Source organism: Dechloromonas sp. CZR5, assembly GCF_008711155.1.
Lineage (GTDB): Bacteria > Pseudomonadota > Gammaproteobacteria > Burkholderiales > Rhodocyclaceae > Azonexus.
This window is the reverse complement of record NZ_VUYQ01000008.1, coordinates 107,794-129,430: the sequence shown is the minus strand read 5'-3', so window position 1 is coordinate 129,430 and position 21,637 is coordinate 107,794. Positions and strand designations below refer to the sequence as shown.

The following is a 21,637-nucleotide window of genomic DNA, read 5'->3' as shown; positions in this document are numbered from 1 at the left end:
CAGTCTGAGAGGTCGCATGAGGTGTCCTTAAGAAAGGTTCAGTTCAGGCTATCACGGACTTTTTCGTCTTCAAGTCCTGTTCGGCAACGTCAAAAATATTCCGTCGCCCTACCGTTCTGCGAGGGGGTTATTGAATGCGCATGGTGTGCTGCCGACAGATCAGGGGCACTGACGCGCGTTTTATGCCGACCATCACGGCACGACGTCGGTCCGCGTCCACTGGCGCGGAAACCTCGCCGTCGAAGGCTACTCGGCATAACCCGGTTCGCGGCATAGTGGGTCAACGAGTGCCTGATTCGGGCGGTGGCGCTGTACCTCGCCCAGCACACGGGGCGGCGTTACGGTACGCTGTTCTCGGACGAGGCCGATGGGCCGCTGGACCCCGAGCGCAAGCGCATGTTCTTGGCGATGAAGCGGGAGGTGCTGCGGCTGGGTGGGTATCAGCGGGAGTTTTTTGTGTCCCAGACACCGGAACTGACCGCCATGGCGGATGCGGTCATCGATCTGGATGCACACGGGGAATGGTGCAAAGCCCCGGCAGGGTCTCGCTTGGCAGTATGAATCGAATACGTACGTGGTTGCGGCGCCCGCTTTTCACATGTACCATTTGAAGGCGTACACATAAGGAGCCCAACATGCCCCGTGCGATCGTTGAAGACAACAGCCGACTTGCCCTGCGCGTTCGCCCGGACGACAAGGCGACGCTGATGCGCGCGGTGGCGCTCGAGCACACCGACATGACCGATTTCATCCTGCGCCATGCCTTGGATGCGGCCCGCAAGGTCATCGAACAGGCCGAGCACCTGACACTGTCCGAGCGCGACAGCCTGCGGGTGCTGGAGGCGCTGGAAAACCCGCCGGCGTCCAATGCCAAGCTCCTGGCGGCGGCGCGCCGCCTGCCCAAGGGCGCATGAGTCTGCCGGATTGGCGCGAAGCGCCGATCTCGAAGGCGCACGACCGCGAATCCTTCGATTGTGGCGAGGTGGAACTGAACGACTTCCTGCGGCGCCATGCGCGCCAGAGCCACGAGAAAGGGGGCGCGAAAACCTTCGTTGCCACACCCGTCGATGACGGCAAACGTGTCCTGGGTTTCTACAGTCTCAGCCCGGCTTCCATCGACTATGCGCGCACGCCTGCGCTGGTCAAGAAGGGGCTGGCCCGCTACGACGTACCGGTATTCCGGCTGGGGCGCTTGGCCGTGGATCGGACGGTGCAGGGCTATGGCTTGGGAGGGCAACTCCTGTTGGCCGCTGGACGCCGCTGCCTCCTGGTTGCCGCCGAGGTCGGCGGCGTCGCCCTCCTGATCGACGCCAAAAACGAACGGGTGGCTGGCTGGTACGCGGCCTACGGCGCGCTGCCGCTGCTGGATGCGCCTCGGTCGCTGGTGCTGCCGCTCATCACCATCGAGGCTGCCCTGAAGGCGGCTGGGCGTCTATGACCAAGTCACCGACTTCCCGTGGGTGATTCGAATAAATTCCATGAGAATACATCAGATGATGATCGAGCGTTTCCACACCCGTTCCATTGGGCCTGACGAAGACGCCTTGCGGGCGGCCTTTCAATACTGCGGTGCCTTGTTGCAGGCACGAGGCTGTTCGACGATGGGGCTGGCCGTGCATACCAAGAACAACTTGGATGGTGCCATCCGTAGCGTGTTCGGCGAAGACGCGATCCGGGTGCTGGACCGGGACAACAAGCTGGATCTCAAAGGCATCACGATCCAGCTGCTGACCGAGAAGATCCAACTTCGCAAGCTCGAAGGACCGGTGCTGGCCGCCTTCATGAACCCCGGGAAGCTGACCAGGATCATCGCCTGTAGCGGCGTGACCGACGTCGTGTTCGTGCCTTGGGCGGCCGAAGAGCATGCCGCGTACGTGGCGGCATACCCAGCCTCGCAGGAGATTTTCCGGTCGCCTCGATTCAGCTGAGCGTGGTCACCTGATTTGATGTTCCGATGTTCGCGGACGGCGATGGTCGCCGGGGGAACGGAGGCCAAGGGAAACGCCGTCGGAGAGGAATCCCGACGGCGTTGTTGTCTTGAGGGCCTGCATCAGAACGGCGGATCGTCGTCCGGTGGCCGGGGTTGCGGCTCTGGCGGTGCCAGGCTGTCGAAGGAGCGATCGGCGTAGAAGCGATGGATCTGGGCGCCGTAATGGGCCTCGAAGAGGTGAAGGAAGTCGTAGAGGAAGTCGTAGAGGAAGTCGTGGATTTCGACGACGGCTTCGTCGGAGATCGGCGGCAAGTGAATCTCGACGGGGCTTGAATCGGGTCGCATGGTCGGCACCGTCGGCGATCAACGGCCTGCCGCGGGGCGGCGGGACGCGGGCCGTTCGGGCGGAGCAAAGACCTCGAGGTAGAGCTTCTCGTCGAGTTGGGGCGACTCGCGCTGCGCCGCCGCGGCGAGGAGCTCGGCGGCGAGCGTGGTCAGGATGCGGTAATTGCCGGCCGCGTGATCGCAGAGCGTGGCCTTAAGCGACGGCGTCATCAAGGCGGCGTTGCCGGCGCCGGCGGTCAGATGATCGAGGCAGGCGAGCAACTCGTCGCGACTGGCATGCTCGGTGGCGAGCCGCGTGCGGATGCGCGAGCCGAGCGGGATCAACTCCTCGCGGCGGAGTTTCTCGGAGAGGCGCGCATCGCCGGCGAGCACGATGCACAGGAGGGGTTGCGAATCGAAGCGCGCGCTGGCCAGGAGGCGCAAGGCGACGCTCTTGCCGGTGCCCGGGTCGCCGTGGATCATCGCGAAGCCGCCTTCCTTGATCTGGGCGTGCTCGATCCGCCAGCAGAAGTTCTCGACCCGCGGCGGCACATAGATCGCCTCGGTCGGTACCTCGGGGGAGAAGGGATTCCACTTGAGCCCGTAGAGGGCGAGGAGTTTCTGGTTCATGCGATTTCCTGGTCGGGGGTGGGCAGATACGCTGGCGGCAGGCCGGTGGCGGCGTAGTCGGCGAGCAACTGGCGCAGGAGCGGCGCGATGCCCGAAGGCGGCAGCGGCGCGAGGTTGGTCGCCACCGGGGTCAGGCGCCGACGCTGGCCGTCGGCGTTGGCGGACTTGTCGAGCGGCTGGACGGGCGCGAGCACGGCGCCGGACCGCGGATCGACCAGATCGACCCGGGCGAGGTCCCAGCGGGCATAGCGCAAATGCACAACGGCCAGCTGACGATAGCGGGCGGGGATCTCGAAGCGCGTGCCTTCGAGGCTGACGGTGCCGTCGGAGCGGCGCTGCCGGCGCGCCACCTCGACGCGGAATGCGCCCGCGAGGGTCGCCGTGTCCGGGCACTTGCGCTGCACGCTCGGCCCGGCGAGATAGCGCGCCAGCGGCGTCGCGTCGAGCTCGGCGTGGCGCGTCCGGTGGTACTCCTGCTCGACCCAGGCCTGCGTCGCCTGGTTGAGGAGCTCGAGGGTCAGTGACGCCTCGCCTTCGAGCATCGCCATCAGGCGGCCTTCGACGCGGGCCCAGAACGACTCCTGCTTGGCGTTCTGGTAGGGCGAATACGGCAGCGTCGTCTGATGCACGATGCCCAGCTGGGCCAGCCCGGCGACCGTCTCCTCGGCGAGCATCGCGGCGCCGTTGTCGGTCATCAGCGCGCGCGGCAGGCCGCGCTTCATGAACGCCTGCGACAGGCCATGGACGAGACTCTCGGCGGTCTCGTCGAGGTACCACTGCAGGTGGCAGACCAGGCGCGAGCGGTCGTCGAGGACGCCGAGCAGGATCGGCTTGACCCAGGTGCCGGCGCGCGTGAGGACCTTGCGCGCGGCGTGGTGGAAATCGAGGTGCCAGAGGGCCGCGACGTGGTCGACCTCGAAGCTCCTGACCTCCAGCTGATCGAGGCGGTCGCGGGCGAGCCGCGCGCCGTCGCTGGCGCGTTTCGGGCGCGGCTGGCGGAACATTCCCTGCGCCTTGAGGAAGCGCCGCACGGTCGGATACGAGGGCAGCGGCGTGTCGGAGCCTTCGAGGGCCGCCCGGAGGTTGTCGAAATGCAGCTGCATGGTCCAGCCCGGATGCTCGCGATACTGGGTCGTCAGCCGGTCGATGGCCGCCGGCGCGAGGCTCGGGAAGCGGCCAAGGTCGCCGCGCAGGCGGTTACGCAAGGCGGCGACCGGATCGGCGGCGGCGCGGGCCGTGTAATACCAGCGCTCGAGCGTCGAGACGGCAAAGCAGATCGCGAGGCCGGACACCGGATGCCGCCAGGGTTTGGCGGCCAGCGCGGTCAAGGCCGCAGCGAGTTCCCCCGGCGCCGGCGGCGCGGCGAGCAAGGGGCCGATGATTGAGAAGCGCAGGCGCGCCCAGCGATCACGCTGGGGTGGATCGGAAACGGTACTCAAGAAGGGTCTCCCTGTGCGGCGGCGCCGACGGCGCCACAACCGGGAGGGAAGGCTAGGAGCCCTCGTCGGCGCTGGCTATCCGCATCTTCTGCGGGCGATTAGCGTCCCCCATGCAACGTGACCGCAGCAACCGTGAGCGGGGTCAGAAAGACCAGCAGGCGCAAGAGCTGCGGCGCGGCATCGCCGGCAAAGCGTTCGAGCAGACTGGCCGGGCAGCGCTCGATCGCTACCGGAGGCAGAAAGTGCGCGCCCCGCGCCTGCCACAGCGCGGTCCGCGGAAACTGCTCGCGCCACCACGCGCGCCAGCGCTGCAGGGTGCGCACCGGCACCGCCAGCGTGCCGGCGAGCCGCGCCGCCGCTGGGTTCTGCCCGGCATGCCGGGCAGAACCCAGCACCACCGCCAGCGCCAGATAGACGCGTCGGCCCAGGAAACGCACCGACCGCGACGTCGTGCGCTTGCGGCAAGCGGCACAGCAGAAGGATAAGCGCGCGGCGAAGTCCGAGCGCACCGCGCTCGGGCAGCCCCGGGGTTTCCTCGGATAGTTGGCGCGGTGCAGAACACCGCCGCAGGCACAACCGCCGGCGCGCGCCTCACGCGCCAGTTCTTCGTCGATGCGTAGGAGTAAGTGAAAAAAGTTCGGGTCTTGCAGCAGGACATGGCACACTTGAACGGTCTCTTGGCTTGGTAACCGGAGACTCCCCCGAAGGGTTCGTTTGTTCAAGTTCCCCGAGGGGGATCACCCCCTCACCATCGCGCTGCTTGACCAATCCCCCGCCGATTGCCATCAAGATCGGTGACCGTACTCATTCAGCCACCTCGAAACCGGCGGGCCTTGACCGCAGACGTCAGAGACCAATGGACACACGCGAAACTTATCTGACGCATCTTCGGTCTGCTGAGGTCCAGTTCCGTCTCGCTACCGCGGTGCGACTTGCGGTGACCGTGGGCCACCAGCCGCTTGATCTTCCGATACAGTGGTCGCACGGAAGGCACACCGTGAACTACTCGGAGGTTGCCCTTTCCAAGGACGAAGCCGATGTTGCAGCTTGGAACCTCCAGCGAAGCGCGACTTTCCTGATGGCGTCGGCGGCCCTTGAAGCGATCCGGGCTTCAGTCCACGACCCGAAGTCACATAGCGATCCGCATATCATTAGCGCTTACCAGATTGCGCGTATGGTCCGAAATGCGTTTTCCCATAGCCCCTTTAATCCCAATGCCGTTTAGTTTAGCCCGCCGATCGGCCCGAGCGCGCCTGCAACTTCATGCCGGATGGTATAATGCTGCACGTAATGCACTGATAAACAAGGATAAATCATGAGAACGTCCTTGCAAGTTCTATGCCAGTTTGACCGATCTGTTGCGCCGTACGCTCACTGATCGCGACTTCATCGATGCCCACCGCCAACGCCCGCAGGACTTTACCCGGCAGCGCGCGCTGCCCTTCGCGACCGTGGTGACCTGGCTGCTGCTCAACTTTCAGAGTTCCATGCGGCAGGCGCTCCAGCGCCTGCTCGACGATCTTTCCGGCGGCAGGCAGAGCGCCGTCACCAAGGGCGCGCTCACGCAGGCACGCGCGAAACTGAAGCCGTCGGCGCTCATCGCGCTCAACGCGTCGATCGTGCGGCACGCCGAACAGGGCGGGCGGCTTGCGCGCTGGATGGGACATCGGCTGCTCGCCGTCGATGGTTCGAGCCTGCGTCTGCAGGCCTTTGCAGAACTGGCCAAGGCGTTTGGTGGCTTGCGCCACGAGCGCGGGCTGCGGCCGCTCGCGCGGGTGTCGTTCGCCTTCGATGTACTGAACCGCATGGTCGTCAGCGCTGCGCTGGCGCCGTGGAAACAGGGCGAGCGAGCGTTGTTCGCGCAGCAGCTCGATGCGATGGGCGCGGGCGATATGATGCTGTTCGACCGTGGCTATCCGGCACTGTGGCTGTTCGCGCTGGTGCGCTCGCGCGGGGCGCACTCTTGCGCGCGCATCGATGCGGGCCTGTGGTCGCGGGCCTTCGACCTGTTGGTGAACGACACCCGCGAGCTGTGCTACGTGGCGCATCTGACCGAGCGGGCGCGCCGCGTGTGCGGCGAGTTCGGCGTCGAGTGTGCGAGCCTGCGCCTGCGCATCGTGCGGGTGCGGCTGGCCACCGGCGAGCAGGAGTACCTGGTCACGTCGCTGTGTGACGCCGAGCGCTATCCGCTGCATCTATTCGGCGACCTCTACGCGCGCCGCTGGGCCGTCGAGGAAGGCTACAAGCAGTTGAAGTGCCGGCTCACCGCCGAGAACTTCTCCGGCAAGAGCGCTCTTGCGGTCGAACAGGATTTCCATGCCCGCGTGCTCCTGATGAATCTGACCAATCTGTTCGTCCTCGAGGCCGATCGCCGCATCGACAAGCGCTGTGCGCATCGCGAGCATCGCTACCAGACCAACCGACACTATGCGCTCGCGCAGGTGCGCCGATGGCTGCCGCGCCTGCTGCTCGGGCGTGCGACCGTCACGCTCGTCGCGATGATTCTGCGGCGCCTCAGTTCCGAGCCCGAAGCGGTGCGACCCGAGCGCAGCTATCCGCGCGAACCCAGGCCACTGCAGCGCGGCTATCCCTTTGCCTACAAGGCAGTCGCTTAACTAAACGGCATTGCCTTTAATCCTATCTGGCGGATCGATCAGGACTGTCGTGGAAAGCGATTCGCGATTCCGGACATAATCCAACTTGACTGCACAGACCTTGACGGACACCCCTTCGATTGGCGCCACTACGGCGGACCGCTCGCTCTACTGGCGTTGTCGCGCTTCGTCCGCTGCGATCTACTTGGGGATAGCAAAGAGGGCAATAAGGTTATTCCTATACCGGATAGGGTTTACTACCAACAGGGCGATCTGATCCTATTGAAGGTCGACGAGATTCCGCCCGGTGCGGTAACCGTGGAAAGCAATGAAGCATCGGGTGGAGGCGTTGATCTTGGCGGCGGACATGTCGCCGTCCCGGTTGACAAGGAGTGATTGATGCCGTGGGCATCACAAATCAACAGGCGCTCGCACCAAACTGATCGACAGCGGTGCCTCGTTTGCTGCTGCCCGGCCGGTGATACGCGACTGTAGGCACACGATGGCCGATTACTGCACGACAGTGACCGTCGATGGGTGCGAGGTTCAGACACTTCGCGACATCCTCCCTGAGATGCCCGGATTGAAGGTGCTATTCGTCGCCAAGACGCCAGCGCCAAAGAGTGTCGCCGTAGGTCACTACTTTCAGGGCACTCAGGGCAGGGCATTCTGGAACCGCTTGCGGGAGTACGGCCTCTTCAAGTCCACCACTGAGTTCGAAGACGAATCCCTGTTCAATTATGGTTTCGGAATTACGGACATCGTCAAGGTTCCGAGAGCTTACGGAAACGAGCCTTCGCCAGCTGAGTATGTCGCCGGTATGGATCGCATACTGGAGCTGACCCGTGTGCATCGTCCGTCTGTGATTGTGTTCGTCTACAAACGGGTTCTCGACGAAGTGCTCCGGCGCCGCTTCGGTGTGCGAAAGAGGTCCGCTTACGGGTTCAACCCAGATCTCGAGGCACACTTCGGTACGCGAGTGTTTGCCTTCCCCCTCCCCGGCACGCCATGCACGGCCGCACAGGCAGTGGCAGCGATGCGTGATCTTGTCGAGGCAATTGGGCCCGATGAGACATGCAAATGCGCCAATGAAAAATAGGGCGTCGGCCTGTCGGCACGACGCCCTGCGGGGAGATGGGACTACCTTGCGGCGGAAGCGCTTAGCCGGTCATCAGCACTTCCGGCGGCCGGTCGGCATGGTGTCGAACCACGCGGTTGCCTGTGGTGAAGCACTGATCCAGGTATACCGCTTCGATCAGACTTTGCGGCACCGTGATGTCGAGCATGAGGAGTTTGTCGGTCAGCGTGCTGATCACCCCCCAGTCGAGGGCCGGCTCATGCAGGCTATCGTAGAGAATATCGTCCTCACACGTGAGCCTGCCGTCCTCGCCGCGTAGCACCTGCAGGAACAGCTGGCGCAACGGCCGGTCGTATCCGGCCACGACCACGATTGTGCCGCCGCAGTGTGAGAGCCGGATGTGATGCCGACTCATGCTTCGGGCCCCGACATATCGAAGACTGGAAGCCCATCGATCACGGCCGCCTCGCTATCGAACTTCAGCCAGACGATGCCGGCTTGCTCCGCGACCTCGAAAATTACAGCCAAGTCGGCTTCCGTTGGCACCCTGTAACAGGGTGCGCCGACGTAGACGAGGCCGCCGCAGTCGGTCGGGTAGGCGTTGACTGACAATTCGTCATCGGCCAGTTTCAGGCGGGTGCTTGAACTCAGATGCGAGATCGATAACGAGGCCAGGGGTTCAGCCTGCGCTTGCAAGCTTGCCACAGCGGGTGTTTCCATGCGGTTCTCCTTCCTCTTGATGCGACGTCGACTTGGTCTTGGGGCGCGTGCCAGTCTGACGACTGAAGTTCATGCCGCAGTCGCGACAACGGAACCAGCGCAGGCGGCCCAGCGTACCCAACGGCACGCCGTCGCCCGTGCAAACAGGACAATGAGGCGGGATTCTCGTCGACATGATGATCTCCTCATGCGACCGAAAAGGCAGCCCGACCCGATGAGGTGGGCAGCCCTTTGAGCATCGGACGCGACGCGGTTGGCAGGCGGCGCATGGCGTTACACCAGCCCGCGTTCGGCAAACGACACAACGGTGTCGCCGGCGACGACGAAATGGTCGATCACCCGCACATCCACCAGGCTCAGCGCGTGCTTCAGGTTTTGTGTCAGCAGCTCATCGGCCCGCGAGGGCTCGACTTCCCCCGAGGGATGGTTGTGCGCAACGGCCAGCGCCGAGGCGTTACGGGCGAGCGCTCCCTTGACCACTTCCCGGGGATAGACGGACGTTTGGGTCAGGGTTCCCCGGAACAACTCCTCGGCTTCGATCAGGCGATGCTGGGCGTCCAGGTAGAGCGCCAGGAACACCTCATGCTCAAGGCCAGCGCAATACAGCCGCAGCCAATCGCGCAGGACTTGCGGCGAGGTCATTAGCGGGCCGCTGCGCATCTGCGCATGCAGATCGCGCAGCAGCAGTTCGCGGGCAATGCCCAGGCGATGGGCGAGAACGGTATCGGTGGTGCCGAGCATGCCCATTTGCGCCACGGCATCGCTGACGTGCAAAGGGTTGGTACTCGACGCGCAAACCAGGGGCGAGAGTAATTCGCGGACCAGATCGGCGCGGGACAAGGCAGATAGATTCATGGCGTTCTCCTCGAGTAAACAAGAAAAGCGGGAGCGCCAATCCCAAACGGGACAAGGTCCCCGCTTGGGATGAATGTGCGGACCTGGGTCGGCACGATGAATGAGGCAGGTATCGACTGCGACGCCGGCTCGGGGCCGGACTACATTCCACGATGGAATGCATATAAGCTTGGTCAGTTTCCGGCATCAGTAGGGTAGATTCAAGGGGATGCGGAGGACGCAACGTTCAAGCGGCCGGAATCCGACGGGCTTGGGAATGGCGTTGGTGATGAGGGCGTGCCGATCGCTTTCGGCGGAGGTGCCGCCAGCTTGGTCAAAAGGGCCTACTTGCACTCCAGTGTGACCTGGATGTCAGCCTATTGGTACTGCATAAATTTTTTGCGTGACCGCCGTAAGACCCGCGACAAGCCTGAAAAATTTGATCAAGATGAAGACTCAACCCTTCACGTAGAACGACCATGATCCGCCTCGGCTCGCAGATTCGACTCACTCGCCGGGAGGTCGAGCGCTTCCGGAAGATCACCGACATCGAGCCGGTGGACATCCGCACGCTCGACGACCTGGACGCCTACATCGCCCGATGCAAGGCGCACTACTGGGGTGTCTCCAAGGACACCCAGTTCCTGCATTGGCTCATCGACCGCGAATACGCCCAGTGCCGCCAGGCGGCATAGCACGGTTGGTTTTCTGCGGGCGACCGCCTCCCCAGCGTTGCTGCCAGGGAGACGTCGCTCCATTGGGTACTGCCATCAAAGTCACTGGAAGACACGCGGCTCGATCGTCGCGCCGCGCATGAAGGCGAGGTAGGCGCCGGCCTTGCCGATGTCCCGGAAACTGGCGACGACTTCTTCGCGCCGCAGAACGTTCCAGGACCGGTCGGCGTCGCCCGAAGGCTTGATGCTCAAGTCGGCTTCGCGGTAGGCGGCATGGCGATACAGGAAGTCGCCCGATTCCCAATCCACGATGGCAAGGAGGCAGGCGCACAGAATGGCGCAGCCGCCATGCTCACCCGGCTCGATCAGCAAGGGGATCTTCAAACTCCCCGCCGAGCGGCCGATCCGGCCGACGACATCGTGTTCCTCCAGCCAGGGTTCGCCGGTGCTCGCATCGCCCAGGATCAGGCGGACCTTCCGTTCGCGGGTGCGGCAGGATTCCAGGACCTTGCCGGCCTTGGCATCGGTGCCGGGATCGAAGTAGGTCGTGCGTGTCAGCGGGGACTGGCCCCAGGCCTGGACGGCTCGGCCGTACTTTTCGTAGCCGGTGAGGGTCGCGTAGTCCTCATCCGTAAACGCCAGGTCGGCACGGCGCAGCCTGCAGGCGATCTGGTTGGCGTGATCCCGGGCGTTGGCGAAACCGAGGCAGGTATAGCCCTCGCCGCAATCGATCACGTAGTGCTGCTGTGCCGCATTGATAGTCACCTTGTTCATCTCGGGTTCCTTTCGAAATGTCGTGGAACCCCACCCCGTCGGGCGTGAGCCCCACGGGGTTGTTGCCTATCCGGCAGGCCGAAGGTCAGCTGGCCGGTGGTGCCGCTGCGGCTCAGGCCGCCTGCGCCACTGCCTGGAATCCTTGCGCCAAGGCGCCGGCCTCGGTGGCGACGACGACCTGGTCGGACAGCAGGCGGTCCAGCTTCAGCAGCAGGGCGTCGGCGTGCTCCTGGTCATCCGGGTAGAGGGATGGGCGCAGTTTCTCGACCTCCTTCTTGATGAGGCGAAGCTCTGGGACGATGGCGCGCTCAGCGTGCGCTTCGATGGCGTTCAGGATGGCGGTGATAGTGATCATCAAAGGCTTCCTTTCATTGCTAGAAAAATGGGGCCGGCATGCCAGGAGCAGATCGGCGGGCGGGGTTTGGCCCGACGCGCGCAGACGGCGTAGCGGGCGGGTGTGGGCGCGCCGTGAAGTCGCCTTGCCGGCGTTCACGGGCACTCGATGGGGTGTGCGGGGATCGGGGCGAGCACCGCACGCGCCGCTGGGTGAGCAGCGGGCGTGGGCGTTCGTCGATCCGGATGCAACGGCTGGTGCCGCCACATCACAGGCCGGGCCGGTGATGGCCTGGCGCTTCTCGGGTCAGGCGGCCGAGCGCGTTGTTTTTGCGCTGGGCGAGGCCTGGGCTTCAGTGGATGCGGGTAACGGGTCGGGCGCAGACTGGGCCGCCTGTTGCTCGAAGGCCGTGTGTGCCGTCGTGAACTCGGTTTCCCGAGCCAGGCGGCGCACTTGGGCCACGGCCGGCTCCTTGACCACTTCGGGCAGGCATTCGACGGCGATGTCGCTGCCGTGACGCAGACCCTTCTGCAGACTGCGCAGCGGCCGGACGAACAGGCCGTGGCACAGCCAGCGGACGAACTGACCGATCCGCTTGTTGCGCGCCTGGCGGGCCTTGTGCCTGCGCAAGGATTCCTTGCAGCACAGGAACAACGCCAGATGGGTACGCTTCATTTCGGGATCGGACTCGAGTTGGGTCATGACTTCGGTCGCGATGGCCGGATCACGGCTGACGCGTTGGTAGAAGCCGACCCAGGCACGCTCTTCCTCGGACTCGATACCGGAGCGCCGGGGGCGAGGACGGGGTTTCTCAAGGGACATGATGTTTTCTCCAAAGACGAATAGAGGGAACACCTGTCCCTGGTCGGGGAGGCGGTGGACTCCCCGGGGTTGCACGGACATGCGGCGCTGCTAAGCTGAACGCTCACAGGTCAAGAGGTGCCCACACCATGCTGCGTGCAGGCAATGCACTACGGTTCACGCCCGACGAAATCGAGGCCTACCGAAAACTCGGTCTCGACTTCGACGGGGCGCGAACACAGGGCGACATCGACCAGGCATTGGCCCGATGGGCCGATACGCTGAACGATGAACGTCCCGATCTGCTGGAAAAGATCGCTGCGGCAATGGCGAAGGCCAGGGGCATCCCGCTACCCGCGCGCTTGACGCGGATACGTTGATGCGGCGTGCCTGCCGTTGTCCTCGGCAATCCTCATCCAGCGGTCGGCGATCCGGTCCAGGTAAACCAGATCGTCGGCTTCGATCTCACCCGACTCTCGCAAGCGGGCGATCACCTCCTTGACCAGAGACGGATCGTCCTTGGCCAGTTGGATCACAGTGGCGGCAATGCGCCGGCGGTAGAGGCTGATCGGCATGATCAGCCTCCTGACGCGCGGTACTCGGAAGCGCAGCCGGAACGCCAAGGGGCGTTGGGCTGCAGCTTCAGCAACGCCGGCACGGCGGGCGTGCGAACAGCAGGCGTCCGGGCATGTCCGGAGCCTCCCAGCAGCACGGCGACCGGGCGCGACTCTCTCGTTACAGGGATTGCGAACATGGTGTTCTCCTTCAGGAATGAAAGGGAACACCCATCCCTGAGGAGGAACTTGGGGTTCCCCGTTCGGGATGCTCAGCCGTGGACGGCAGAGCGGCTCGGCGACGTGCCAGGCGGCACGTGCAGGATGAAGGCCCACGGTTCTTGCGAACGGGGCCTTCGCTCGATGCCGATCGACCCGTAGGTCGCGCGGCAGTACTCAACATTCAGCCGGGTGGCTGAACAAGACACACGGCCATGGACGTGGCCGGACCCGATCGACGCCGGGTATCCTTGAGGCAGGTAACGACTGCGACGCCAGCTGGGCTGGACTTCAGGGCGACCGAGGCCGCCGATGAAGGCTGTGCAGACGCGATGTCCGCAGAAAGCCCTTGCAGTATCGCGCTGGTTTTACCTTTGGCTCAAGTCTGCAAGCAGGGTTGCCACACGCAAGCGTTGGGAATTTGGTGGGTCTTGGTGAAGTGGGGGTCGTGCTTATAGTGCGCCTCGCCGGTCATCGGATGCGAACCGGCTACCAGTGAACCGACAAGCGGTTCATCTAGTTTGTCACTGGCACGATGCCGGTAAACGGCATTGAGCCGGGGTGATTCAGATGGATATGATGATAAAATTTGCTCGGGTGTCAGCGCTTCGATAGCGAGTCGATGACAGGTTTTCGTGCTGGTCGGGCCGCCGCACGCTGTCTGTCAGAGTAGACCCATGACCGCTCATCGCGCCCACCCGCCGCGTTCGCTGCCCCTTTGCTTTGCCGCTGTCCTGCCAGCCTGCAAGGTTGTTCTTCCGGTATTGCACCTTTCCGCACTTGCCGGGAGCGCCTCAGCTTTGCCGCCGGAGGCGGGATGTCCGCTCGCCCCATGGCCGACCCGGGTGCAGTCGACGCGCAGCAGCCACCGCGCTTGCGAAGGAGCAGTGACATGCTGACTGCAATGATCGTCATCTTTGTTCTGGCCTATACCGCCATCGCCCTTGAACACCCGCTCAAGGTGAACAAGTCGGCCTCTGCCCTGGTCGCGGCAGGACTGCTGTGGACCCTTTACGCCATGTCGCAGAACGACCCCTATCTTGTGGCCCAACATCTGGGGGAGTCGTTGACGGACACGGCCCAGATCGTTTTCTTCCTGATGGGAGCCATGGCGATTGTCGAACTGGTGGACGCGCACAACGGGTTCGACGTCATCACCCGGCGCATCCGTACGTCGACGCTGTCCTCGCTGATGTGGATGGTCGCCGGGATCAGCTTTTTCCTCAGTACCATCCTCGACAACCTGACCACCACCATCGTGATGATTTCCCTGATGCGCAAAATCCTGGCACGGCAGGAAGACCGGCTGCTCTTTGCCGGGATCATCGTCATCGCCGCCAATTCCGGCGGGGCTTGGTCGCCCATCGGCGACGTGACGACCACCATGTTGTGGATCGGCGGCCAGATAAGCGTGTTGGCCACTATCCAGTCGGTGTTCCTGCCTTCCTTGGTCAGCCTGATCGTGCCTTTGGCAATGATGGCCCATACCTTGCGGGGACGCCGCTTTGACGCCATCGAGCCGGATAACGACGATCCAATCCAGGACACGACCGAATTTGAGCGCAAGCTGATGTTCTTTCTCGGGCTCGGCGTTTTGATTGCCGTCCCCGCCTTCAAGACGATCACCCATCTGCCGCCCTTCACGGGGGTGCTGTTCGGCCTGGGTATTCTCTGGATGGCGGGCGATCTGGTACATCGGGAAAAGGATGAGAGCCGCAAGCAGCCCTTGACGCTGGCCCACGCCTTGAGCCGGATCGACATGAGTTCCCTCGTTTTCTTCGTCGGTATCCTGCTCTCGGTGGCGGTACTGGAGCACACCCACATCCTGGCCAGTCTTGCCCAATGGCTGAACCAGGCTGTGGGCCGGGTGGACGTGATCGTGCTGGTCATCGGCATCGTCAGCGCCATAGTCGACAACGTACCGCTGGTGGCCGCTTCCATGGGTATGTACAGCCTGACGGACTATCCCCCCGATCACCTGCTCTGGGGGTTTCTCGCCTACTGTGCGGGCACCGGGGGCTCCATACTCATCATCGGTTCCGCCGCTGGCGTGGCAGCTATGGGTCTGGAGAAGATCCGGTTCTTCTGGTACGTCCAAAAAATTAGTGGGCTGGCCCTGACGGGCTATCTGGCCGGGGCTGTCCTTTATCTTGCGATGTCGGGTTAATCCCGCGCTCAGTAACTACGCCGATGGTGTGCATCCGGAACCAGAACCGATGGGTCTCGCGAAGCAGGCGATGCCACATTATTTGAGTCGGTCTGAAACGCTCTCAGCCCGAAAACAAAGGGCCTCCATTTTTGGTGGAGGCCCTCGTTTTCTGCTTTCGAGCATGGGGATGAAATCAACTCAAGCGGCTTGTCGTGCCTCGTCGGCGTCGACCTTCGCGCTACCCGCTTCATCCTTGTCCAGGTCGAGTTGCTTGAGCAACTCGCGTTGCCGGACCAGCAGGTCGGTCAGCCGGCCTTCATGCTCGAAAGATCGGGCCAGTTCCAGCCGCAGGTCTTCCAGCCGTTTGCGGCGAGTTTCCAACTGGATCTCGGCATCGGCGTAATACTTGCCCACCGATTCCAGCGCACCCAGCAGGGCGGCCACCAGGGCCGGCCCTGTTTGATAGGTTTCGGCGTTGTACAGGCAGTGTCCCGCCAGGTACAGGCTGGGCGTCTCGTCGCCCCGGGCCCCGAGGATGCCGAGCTCGAAGCCGCCGAACCGGCCGACGATCCGTTCGATCATCCGGCTGGCCGTGCGGACCTCTTCCTTGGCTGTCCTCACCAACCCGCGTAGCGCCTCGCCGACCGCATCGGGGCCGACGATCCTGCGCCCCGCCAATTCCATGGCGATGCCCTGTAGGGTCTGCGGCTCGATCCGGGCCGCATCCTCTGCGTAAAGTGCGACCTTCTTCTCCAGCGCCTCGATCATCATCGGCAGCCGGCCCACTTCGCTTTCGTTGGCATAGCGCTGGTTGCGCCACACCGAGAACAGCGTCGAGAGCTTGGCCACCTCCGCGTCCACGCCGGCTTTCTCGATCACCAGCGGATTGCCCGAGGCCAAGGCCTTCACCTCGGCATAGGACAGCGCCGCCAATTCCACATCCTCCAGCGACCGGATGCCCTGGTCGCCCTTCATCACCTGAGCGATGAAGCGCGCCTTGGTCTCCAGCGTTTGCCACATGTAACTGTCAAAACTGCCTTCCGTGACATACCGGAAGACTTCCACTTCCTCACACTCATTGCCCTGGCGCAGGATGCGCCCCTCGCGCTGCTCGACGTCACAGGGACGCCAGGGCGCATCGAGGTGATGCAGGGCCGTGAGGCGCGTCTGCACATTGGTCCCCACCCCCATCTTGGCGGTGGAGCCCAGCAACACCCGGACCCGGCCCTCGCGCACCGCCTTGAACAGCGTCGCCTTCTGGACATCGGTCTCGGCATCATGGACGAAGGCGATCTCCTTCTCGGGGATGCCCGCACCAATGAGCCGGTCCCGCAGGTCGTCATAGACACTGAAGCTCTTGCCGTCCTTGGGGGACGACAAGTCGCAGAACACCAACTGGGTGCCGCGGAAGTCCGTCGTGCGTTGCCAGATGGCGTGAACCTCCCGCACGCAGGCCGAGACCTTGCCGCTTTCGTCGAATCCCGCCAGCGGCGCCACCAGCCGGAAATCCAGCGCGGCCTTGCGACCGTCGGTGGTGATCGCCAGCATGTTGTCTTCGTTCGGCTTGACGTCGCCGTTGCGGATGGCTTCCGCCCGCTGGACCAGCGTCTGCACGAAGGCTTTCAGCGATGGGCTCGCCGGGCAGGCGACGATGCGCGGCTTGCCGCCGCGCAGCTTCGGCACCGGCAGGTCCAGCATCTCCGCCGTGCGGATGTCGGCCACTTCGCCGAACACCGCCATCAGCTCGGGCACGTTGATGAACCGGGCGAAGCGCGTATGCATGCGATAGCCACTGCCGTCCGGCGCGATCTCCAGCGCCGTGACGCTCTCGCCGAAGGTGGCGGCCCAGGCATCGAACTGCTGCAGCCCGAGTTCCTCCAGCCGGTTGGGCTGCAGATAGCGCATCATGGTGTGGATCTCGGCCATGGTGTTGGCCACCGGCGTCGCCGTCGAAAACACTACGCCGCGCTGCGCATGCCCATGGATCTGCATCGTGTAGCGCGTCTTCAGGAACAAATCGAAGGCGCGCTCCGAACTGGTCAGCGGCAGGCCGGCCACCCGCGTCATCTTGGTGAACCGGTAGAGGTTCTTGTGCAGGTGGGCTTCATCGATGAACAGGGCGTCGATGCCCAGCAGTTCCCAGCTGAGCAGGTCGTCCTTTTTCTGGTCGGCCGACAGCTTTTCCAGCCGCACCGCCCAGTTCTTCTTCATCGCCTCGAGTTGCTTGACGATCCGGTTGGACCGGTCGTTGCTCTTCTCGGCGCGTACCGCCATCTCTATTTCATGAATGATCTCCTTGATGAATCGCTCGCTGAATCGCGGCGACATCCTGATGCGCTCGAAGCTCGAGTGCGTGATGACCACCGCGTCCCAATCGCCCGTGGCGATGCGCGACACCACCTCGCGCCGGCGGTCGCCTTCCAGGTCCTCCTTGCTCGCCATCAGCACCGACGCGTTCGGATAGAGGCGGACGAATTCCGCCGTGTACTGCGCCAGCATGTGGTTGGGGACCACATGGCAGGGCTTGTTGACGAAGCCCAGCCGCCGCAACTCCATGCTGGCGATGACGCATACCGCCGTCTTACCCGCACCGACCACATGAAACAGCCCGGTGTTGCCGGATTGCACGATGCGCCACACCGAATCCAACTGGTGCGGATGCAGCACGAAGCAGCGGGAGAATCCCGGCAGCTTCAGGTGCGAGCCATCGAAGCGCCTGGGCCGCGTGGCGTTGAACAGGTCGTTGTAGATCCTGCACAGCTTCTCGCGGCGTTCCGTATCTTCGAAGGCCCAGACGGCGAACCGCTCCTTGATGAGGCCCAGCTTCTCCCGCGCCGCCAGCGTCTCGTCGGGATTGACGAAGTACTTGTCGGTCAGCGGATCGCGGTCGCGCACGGTCGGCACCTGCACATTGAGCGCACACTGCACGAGTTCGATCGCGTTCATGCGTGAGGTGCCGAATTCCTGGGTCACCTTCACGTTCTGCCGTGCTTCCCACTCGCCGTACTTCACCGACCAGGCGCCGGCTTCGGCCGAGTAGCCCACCTGGCAGTCCTTGAGTTCCAGGACCTGCTGGATGAACGCCTCGACGTCGAGGGCCGGAATCCACACCGCTCCCAGGCGCGGCTCGATGGCTGCCGGTGGCAGGTCTTCCGGTTGCACCTGTTCCAGCGCCTCGATGTTGCGCTGGTAGGTACTCCCGGATAGCACCGCCTGCTTGAGCTTCGCTTTCACGTTGCCTGACAGGTAGTCGTCGGTGGTCTTCCATTCCCCGTCAGCCGGGTCACGGAAAACCTGCCCCGCTCCGGCCAGTGCTTCCAGCACCGCCGCTTCGGGTGCCCCAAGCAGTTCGGCCATGTAAGCCGGATCGACCCGGCCACGCCATTGGATGGACGCGGCCAGCGCTTCGGCCGGCTCGCCCGCGGTGCTCGGTTCGACGACCCGGGTCAGCGTGCGCCGGGTGAATAGCGCAGCCTTGCGGGCCGTGTCGGCCTCTTCGTCGTAATGCTCCAGCGACAGCAACAGCGGATAGTCCGGGTCACGCCGGAATGCGAGCGCATTGGCGCGCGTGGACAGGCAGCCATAGCGCGAGATAAAGCGCTCGTAGGTTCCATTGAGCATGGCTCGCAGGTGCCCCAGCCGACCGTCGCCCGCATCCGCCAACTGCGCATCGAGCAGGGCCCGGGCGTGGTCGCGGATAGCACACAGGCCGGTGACGCGGGCCCGCTGCGTGGCATTGAGCTGGTCATGGACGTCGACCATCTCGCTGCCCTCGACCCGATGCACCCGCCCCTGGTGGAGACGGTAGCTGCCAGGACGGGCACCGGCCTCGGCCGGGACCACCACTCGCAGCGGGGCGGCCTTGTGCGCCACCGGCCGGTAAGCACCGGCCGGCAGCAAGGCGATGCGCTCGGCCAGGGCCGCCTCCAGGTCGCCCTCGAACACGGCGACCGGTACTTCCTCGTAGCCATTGCTCTCGCGGCGGATGCGGCCAATGCAGAACTGCGGGTGCTCGGCGTACCAGGCGTTGATCGGCAGGTAGCGCTCGTAGCACTGGGGGTGCCGGAGACTATCGGGCACCGTGCCCAGTTTCAACCATTTGGCCTCGACCGCCTCGGCCCGCTGCCGCTTGCGCAGGAACAGGATGTCGGTCTGCACTTCGGTCGAGGCGATACCGGCGAAGGTGCCCTTGGGGAGCCGGATGGCACCCAGCAAGTGCGCCTGACTTGCGATGTACTCGCGCACCGCGTCGTACTGGGCATCCAGGGTGTGGCTGCTGGTGATGAAGCACACCAGCCCACCGGGGCGCACCAGGTCGAGGGCGCGGCCGAAGAAGTAGTTGTGGATGCTGAAACGGGCATAGGCCCGGTTGCTCACGTCGGCGACCTTGTACTTGCCGAAGGGGACGTTGCCAATCACCAGGTCGAACCAGTGGTCGGGCAGCGGGGTTTTCTCGAACGGGGAAATCCGCACGTCCACGCCGCCGGGCGCGTAGAGCGCCTTGAGGATGCGGCCCGAGACCCGGTCGATGTCGACGGCGGTGATGCTGCTGCGCTCGGCCAGATTCCGCGGCATGGCGCCGATGAAATGGCCGATGCCGGCGGCGGGTTCCAGGATGCGCCCGCCGGTGAAGCCGAAGCGCTCCACCGCCTGCCATATCGCCTCGATCACGCAGACCTCGGTGTAGTGGCTGTTGTTGACGGACGCGCGCGCCGATTCGTAGTCCTCGGCACTGAGCATTGCCTGCAAGCGACGGGCACGTTCGGCCCAGGCGCTGTCTGCGGCTTCGAGATTGAAGCTGGCGGGCAGGCCGCCCCAGCCGGTGTAGCGCTGAAGAACCTGGCGATCATCCGTACTGGCCGGCCGGCCTTCGGCTTCGATCTGCCGCAGGAGCGTGATCGCTGCCAGGTTGGCCTCGAACTTGACGGTCGGGCCGGTCAGGTGCTCCAGGTCGGCGCGGGTCAGCCGTGGCCAGATGATGCGGGGGGCGGCCTCGTTCGCGGTGGCCACCACCCGCCAGTTGGCGCGGACGGAGGCTACAAACTGCTCTTGCTCTACGTCGCTGAGGTTCTCGACGTGGATGACCTCGACAGGCTTGGCGGGCTCGCAAGAAACGGAAAGGCAAACCTGCTCTACAGGGCGGGGCAGGGTCGGGGCCGCCGGGTCGAACCCGGGCAGCCACAGGGAAGGCGCGGTAGGACGGGCCATCGGTGTGTTCTCCAAGGAAAACGGGGAACACAACGCCCCATCGGGGAGGCGGGCTCCCCGGGTGGGATGGGCAAGAAAACGGTCGTGGACGACCGGTTGGCAAAGGCCAGACGTACGCGACTGCGCCGGACTTCATAGCGAAGCCGGCCGGCATATCGGGTACGAGGTGGCGAGCGCCAAGGGCTTGGAAACCAACCGACAAGTGTCGGCCGGCGCAGGGCTCAGTTCAGCGTGGTGCGCGGAACCAGAGGCAGCCATCGAACGCTGCCACGACAAGAATGCGGGTAACGACCGCAACGCCCGAGGCGACTCGGGAGCGCTCGAACGAGCGCGCGTTGGCCGAAGCCAGATGCCCTAACAGTGTGCCGTCCGGCGTGCAGCCGTGCGCACCGATCGGCCATTCGCCTACGAAATCCCTGGTGGAGCAGGCGGATTGCGGGTGGCAATGGGTTGAGCGGCCATGGGCCACCAACAGTGAGGGGCCTGATGCGCGTCCAACGGGGTGGAGTCCAACGACGCCGGCATTTGGTGCGGCACGGGGTCGAGGATCCGACTACCCGTCGCTTTCCCGTTCATCGATGGCGATGGGAACGCACGCTGAAGCGGTCTGTCGGTCGCACGCGTTCGCCGCGGCCGCCTGCGCAGACCGCGCCGGTGGAACGCTCAGGCGGACCATCGCCTTGCCCAGTTGCTTCGCATCGAGCAAGGCGGTATCGGCGCGCTCCAAAACCTGCTCCAGCGATTCAGCCGCGCGAAGCTCGGCGACCCCGGCAGAGAACCGCAACGGCACCGCGCCACCCGGCACTGCCAAGGGTGATCCGGCGAGTGCCTGCTGCAGGCGTTCCAGCAGCAGGCACGCATCGTCGCCGCTGCAATTCATCAGGATCAGGGCGAACTCGTCGCCGCCCAGCCGCGCGATGGTGTCGGCGGGGCGGAGATGCCGGCGCAGCGTGGCGGCGAAGTGAACCAACGCGGCGTCGCCGACCGGATGGCCGTGCCGGTCGTTGATGGCCTTGAAACCATCCAGGTCGATCATCGCGCAGGAGGCCGACATGGCCATCGGGCCGTTGCCCACCCACCGGTCGCAGGCGCGCCGGAATCCGCGACGGTTCAGGAGCGGAGTGAGATCGTCCTGGTGAAGCAGGTGCTGCGCCTGTTCCAGCGCCCGCTCCAGACCCGCGATGCGCTGTATGACGGCCGAGCGCCGATGTCGCCGCTGGGAATTGGAATGCATGAAGGCCTGTGCGGGGTGCGGAAGAGGGCCTCAGCGTAGTGGTCGGTGGCTGGGGCGCCCAGCAGGAACGGCCGCTTTGGCGGCACCGTTTCGAGATCAGGCACGATAAGGGCGAGCCGATGGATCGAGGACAATGCCATT

General features: G+C 64.4%; 23 protein-coding genes. 9 read left to right on the top strand and 14 right to left on the bottom strand.

Annotated elements, in window-relative coordinates:
* Positions 1-303 precede the first annotated feature (303 nt).
* From F1002_RS18005 to F1002_RS17990, 4 genes are all read left to right on the top strand, one after another.
* Complete coding sequence (locus F1002_RS18005) at positions 304-561, top strand: hypothetical protein (protein ID WP_223879667.1); 258 nt, start codon at positions 304-306, stop codon at positions 559-561.
* Between the two features lie 74 nt (positions 562-635).
* Positions 636-914 carry a DUF1778 domain-containing protein gene (locus F1002_RS18000; protein ID WP_150430426.1) on the top strand — a complete coding sequence of 93 codons (279 nt, stop codon included), beginning with the start codon at positions 636-638 and terminating at the stop codon, positions 912-914.
* Positions 911-1,438, top strand: coding sequence for a GNAT family N-acetyltransferase (locus tag F1002_RS17995; protein ID WP_150430425.1), 528 nt, complete (start codon positions 911-913; stop codon positions 1,436-1,438). The genes F1002_RS18000 and F1002_RS17995 overlap by 4 nt, the downstream gene beginning before the upstream one ends.
* A gap of 55 nt (positions 1,439-1,493) precedes the next feature.
* Positions 1,494-1,928, top strand: coding sequence for a hypothetical protein (locus F1002_RS17990; protein ID WP_150430424.1), 435 nt, complete (start codon positions 1,494-1,496; stop codon positions 1,926-1,928).
* A 122-nt stretch (positions 1,929-2,050) separates the two neighbouring features.
* Here the strand turns inward: F1002_RS17990 and F1002_RS17985 are convergent, their stop codons facing one another.
* The 4 genes from F1002_RS17985 to F1002_RS17970 all read right to left on the bottom strand — a co-directional run bounded on the left by F1002_RS17985 (position 2,051) and on the right by F1002_RS17970 (position 4,988).
* Positions 2,051-2,275 carry a hypothetical protein gene (locus F1002_RS17985; protein ID WP_150430423.1) on the bottom strand — a complete coding sequence of 75 codons (225 nt, stop codon included), beginning with the start codon at positions 2,273-2,275 and terminating at the stop codon, positions 2,051-2,053.
* Between the two features lie 18 nt (positions 2,276-2,293).
* Positions 2,294-2,884, bottom strand: coding sequence for a hypothetical protein (locus tag F1002_RS17980; protein ID WP_150430422.1), 591 nt, complete (start codon positions 2,882-2,884; stop codon positions 2,294-2,296).
* Positions 2,881-4,323 carry a DDE-type integrase/transposase/recombinase gene (locus tag F1002_RS17975; protein WP_150430421.1) on the bottom strand — a complete coding sequence of 481 codons (1,443 nt, stop codon included), beginning with the start codon at positions 4,321-4,323 and terminating at the stop codon, positions 2,881-2,883. Before F1002_RS17975 ends, F1002_RS17980 begins: the two co-directional genes overlap by 4 nt.
* A 98-nt stretch (positions 4,324-4,421) precedes the next feature.
* Positions 4,422-4,988, bottom strand: a complete 567-nt coding sequence (locus tag F1002_RS17970; RefSeq protein ID WP_150430420.1) for a hypothetical protein — start codon at positions 4,986-4,988, stop codon at positions 4,422-4,424.
* 681 nt (positions 4,989-5,669) lie between these two features.
* Between F1002_RS17970 and F1002_RS17965 the strand changes: the two genes are divergently transcribed.
* The gene (locus F1002_RS17965) at positions 5,670-6,938 is read left to right on the top strand and encodes an IS4 family transposase (protein ID WP_150430419.1); all 1,269 of its coding nucleotides are present in this window, start codon (positions 5,670-5,672) and stop codon (positions 6,936-6,938) included.
* A gap of 481 nt (positions 6,939-7,419) precedes the next feature.
* On the top strand, positions 7,420-8,016 hold the full coding sequence (locus tag F1002_RS17960) for a uracil-DNA glycosylase family protein (RefSeq protein ID WP_150430418.1): 597 nt from the start codon (positions 7,420-7,422) through the stop codon (positions 8,014-8,016).
* 61 nt (positions 8,017-8,077) lie between these two features.
* On the opposite strand, the gene F1002_RS17955 is transcribed toward F1002_RS17960, so the two are convergent.
* From F1002_RS17955 to F1002_RS17945, 3 genes are all read right to left on the bottom strand, one after another.
* Positions 8,078-8,410, bottom strand: a complete 333-nt coding sequence (locus F1002_RS17955; protein WP_150430417.1) for a hypothetical protein — start codon at positions 8,408-8,410, stop codon at positions 8,078-8,080.
* Positions 8,407-8,715, bottom strand: a complete 309-nt coding sequence (locus F1002_RS17950; RefSeq protein WP_150430416.1) for a hypothetical protein — start codon at positions 8,713-8,715, stop codon at positions 8,407-8,409. The genes F1002_RS17955 and F1002_RS17950 overlap by 4 nt, the downstream gene beginning before the upstream one ends.
* Before the next feature lie 273 nt (positions 8,716-8,988).
* Complete coding sequence (locus F1002_RS17945; RefSeq protein WP_150430415.1) at positions 8,989-9,570, bottom strand: RadC family protein; 582 nt, start codon at positions 9,568-9,570, stop codon at positions 8,989-8,991.
* A gap of 458 nt (positions 9,571-10,028) precedes the next feature.
* On the opposite strand from F1002_RS17945, the gene F1002_RS17940 reads away from it, so the two are divergent.
* Positions 10,029-10,244, top strand: coding sequence for a hypothetical protein (locus tag F1002_RS17940; protein ID WP_150430414.1), 216 nt, complete (start codon positions 10,029-10,031; stop codon positions 10,242-10,244).
* An 81-nt stretch (positions 10,245-10,325) separates the two neighbouring features.
* Here the strand turns inward: F1002_RS17940 and F1002_RS17935 are convergent, their stop codons facing one another.
* The 3 genes from F1002_RS17935 to F1002_RS17925 form a co-directional block, all read right to left on the bottom strand.
* A complete protein-coding gene (locus F1002_RS17935) occupies positions 10,326-10,997 on the bottom strand; it encodes a hypothetical protein (RefSeq protein WP_150430413.1) in 672 nt (223 codons plus the stop codon).
* Between the two features lie 112 nt (positions 10,998-11,109).
* On the bottom strand, positions 11,110-11,352 hold the full coding sequence (locus tag F1002_RS17930) for a hypothetical protein (protein WP_150430412.1): 243 nt from the start codon (positions 11,350-11,352) through the stop codon (positions 11,110-11,112).
* A 285-nt stretch (positions 11,353-11,637) separates the two neighbouring features.
* Positions 11,638-12,153 carry a hypothetical protein gene (locus F1002_RS17925; protein WP_150430411.1) on the bottom strand — a complete coding sequence of 172 codons (516 nt, stop codon included), beginning with the start codon at positions 12,151-12,153 and terminating at the stop codon, positions 11,638-11,640.
* 128 nt (positions 12,154-12,281) lie between these two features.
* Between F1002_RS17925 and F1002_RS17920 the strand changes: the two genes are divergently transcribed.
* A complete protein-coding gene (locus F1002_RS17920; protein WP_150430410.1) occupies positions 12,282-12,512 on the top strand; it encodes a hypothetical protein in 231 nt (76 codons plus the stop codon).
* Here F1002_RS17920 and F1002_RS17915 read toward each other — a convergent pair.
* Positions 12,483-12,707, bottom strand: coding sequence for a hypothetical protein (locus F1002_RS17915; protein WP_150430409.1), 225 nt, complete (start codon positions 12,705-12,707; stop codon positions 12,483-12,485). The two genes, F1002_RS17920 and F1002_RS17915, sit on opposite strands and share 30 nt — an antisense overlap.
* A gap of 2 nt (positions 12,708-12,709) precedes the next feature.
* Positions 12,710-12,886, bottom strand: a complete 177-nt coding sequence (locus F1002_RS21060) for a hypothetical protein (protein ID WP_191090465.1) — start codon at positions 12,884-12,886, stop codon at positions 12,710-12,712.
* A gap of 911 nt (positions 12,887-13,797) precedes the next feature.
* Here F1002_RS21060 and nhaD point away from each other — a divergent pair.
* Complete coding sequence (nhaD, locus tag F1002_RS17910) at positions 13,798-15,072, top strand: sodium:proton antiporter NhaD (RefSeq protein ID WP_150430408.1); 1,275 nt, start codon at positions 13,798-13,800, stop codon at positions 15,070-15,072.
* Between the two features lie 180 nt (positions 15,073-15,252).
* Here the strand turns inward: nhaD and F1002_RS17905 are convergent, their stop codons facing one another.
* Together F1002_RS17905 and F1002_RS17900 are read right to left on the bottom strand one after the other, a co-directional pair.
* The gene (locus F1002_RS17905) at positions 15,253-20,262 is read right to left on the bottom strand and encodes a DEAD/DEAH box helicase (RefSeq protein WP_150430407.1); all 5,010 of its coding nucleotides are present in this window, start codon (positions 20,260-20,262) and stop codon (positions 15,253-15,255) included.
* A gap of 553 nt (positions 20,263-20,815) precedes the next feature.
* A complete protein-coding gene (locus F1002_RS17900; protein WP_150430406.1) occupies positions 20,816-21,496 on the bottom strand; it encodes a GGDEF domain-containing protein in 681 nt (226 codons plus the stop codon).
* Positions 21,497-21,637 lie beyond the last annotated feature (141 nt).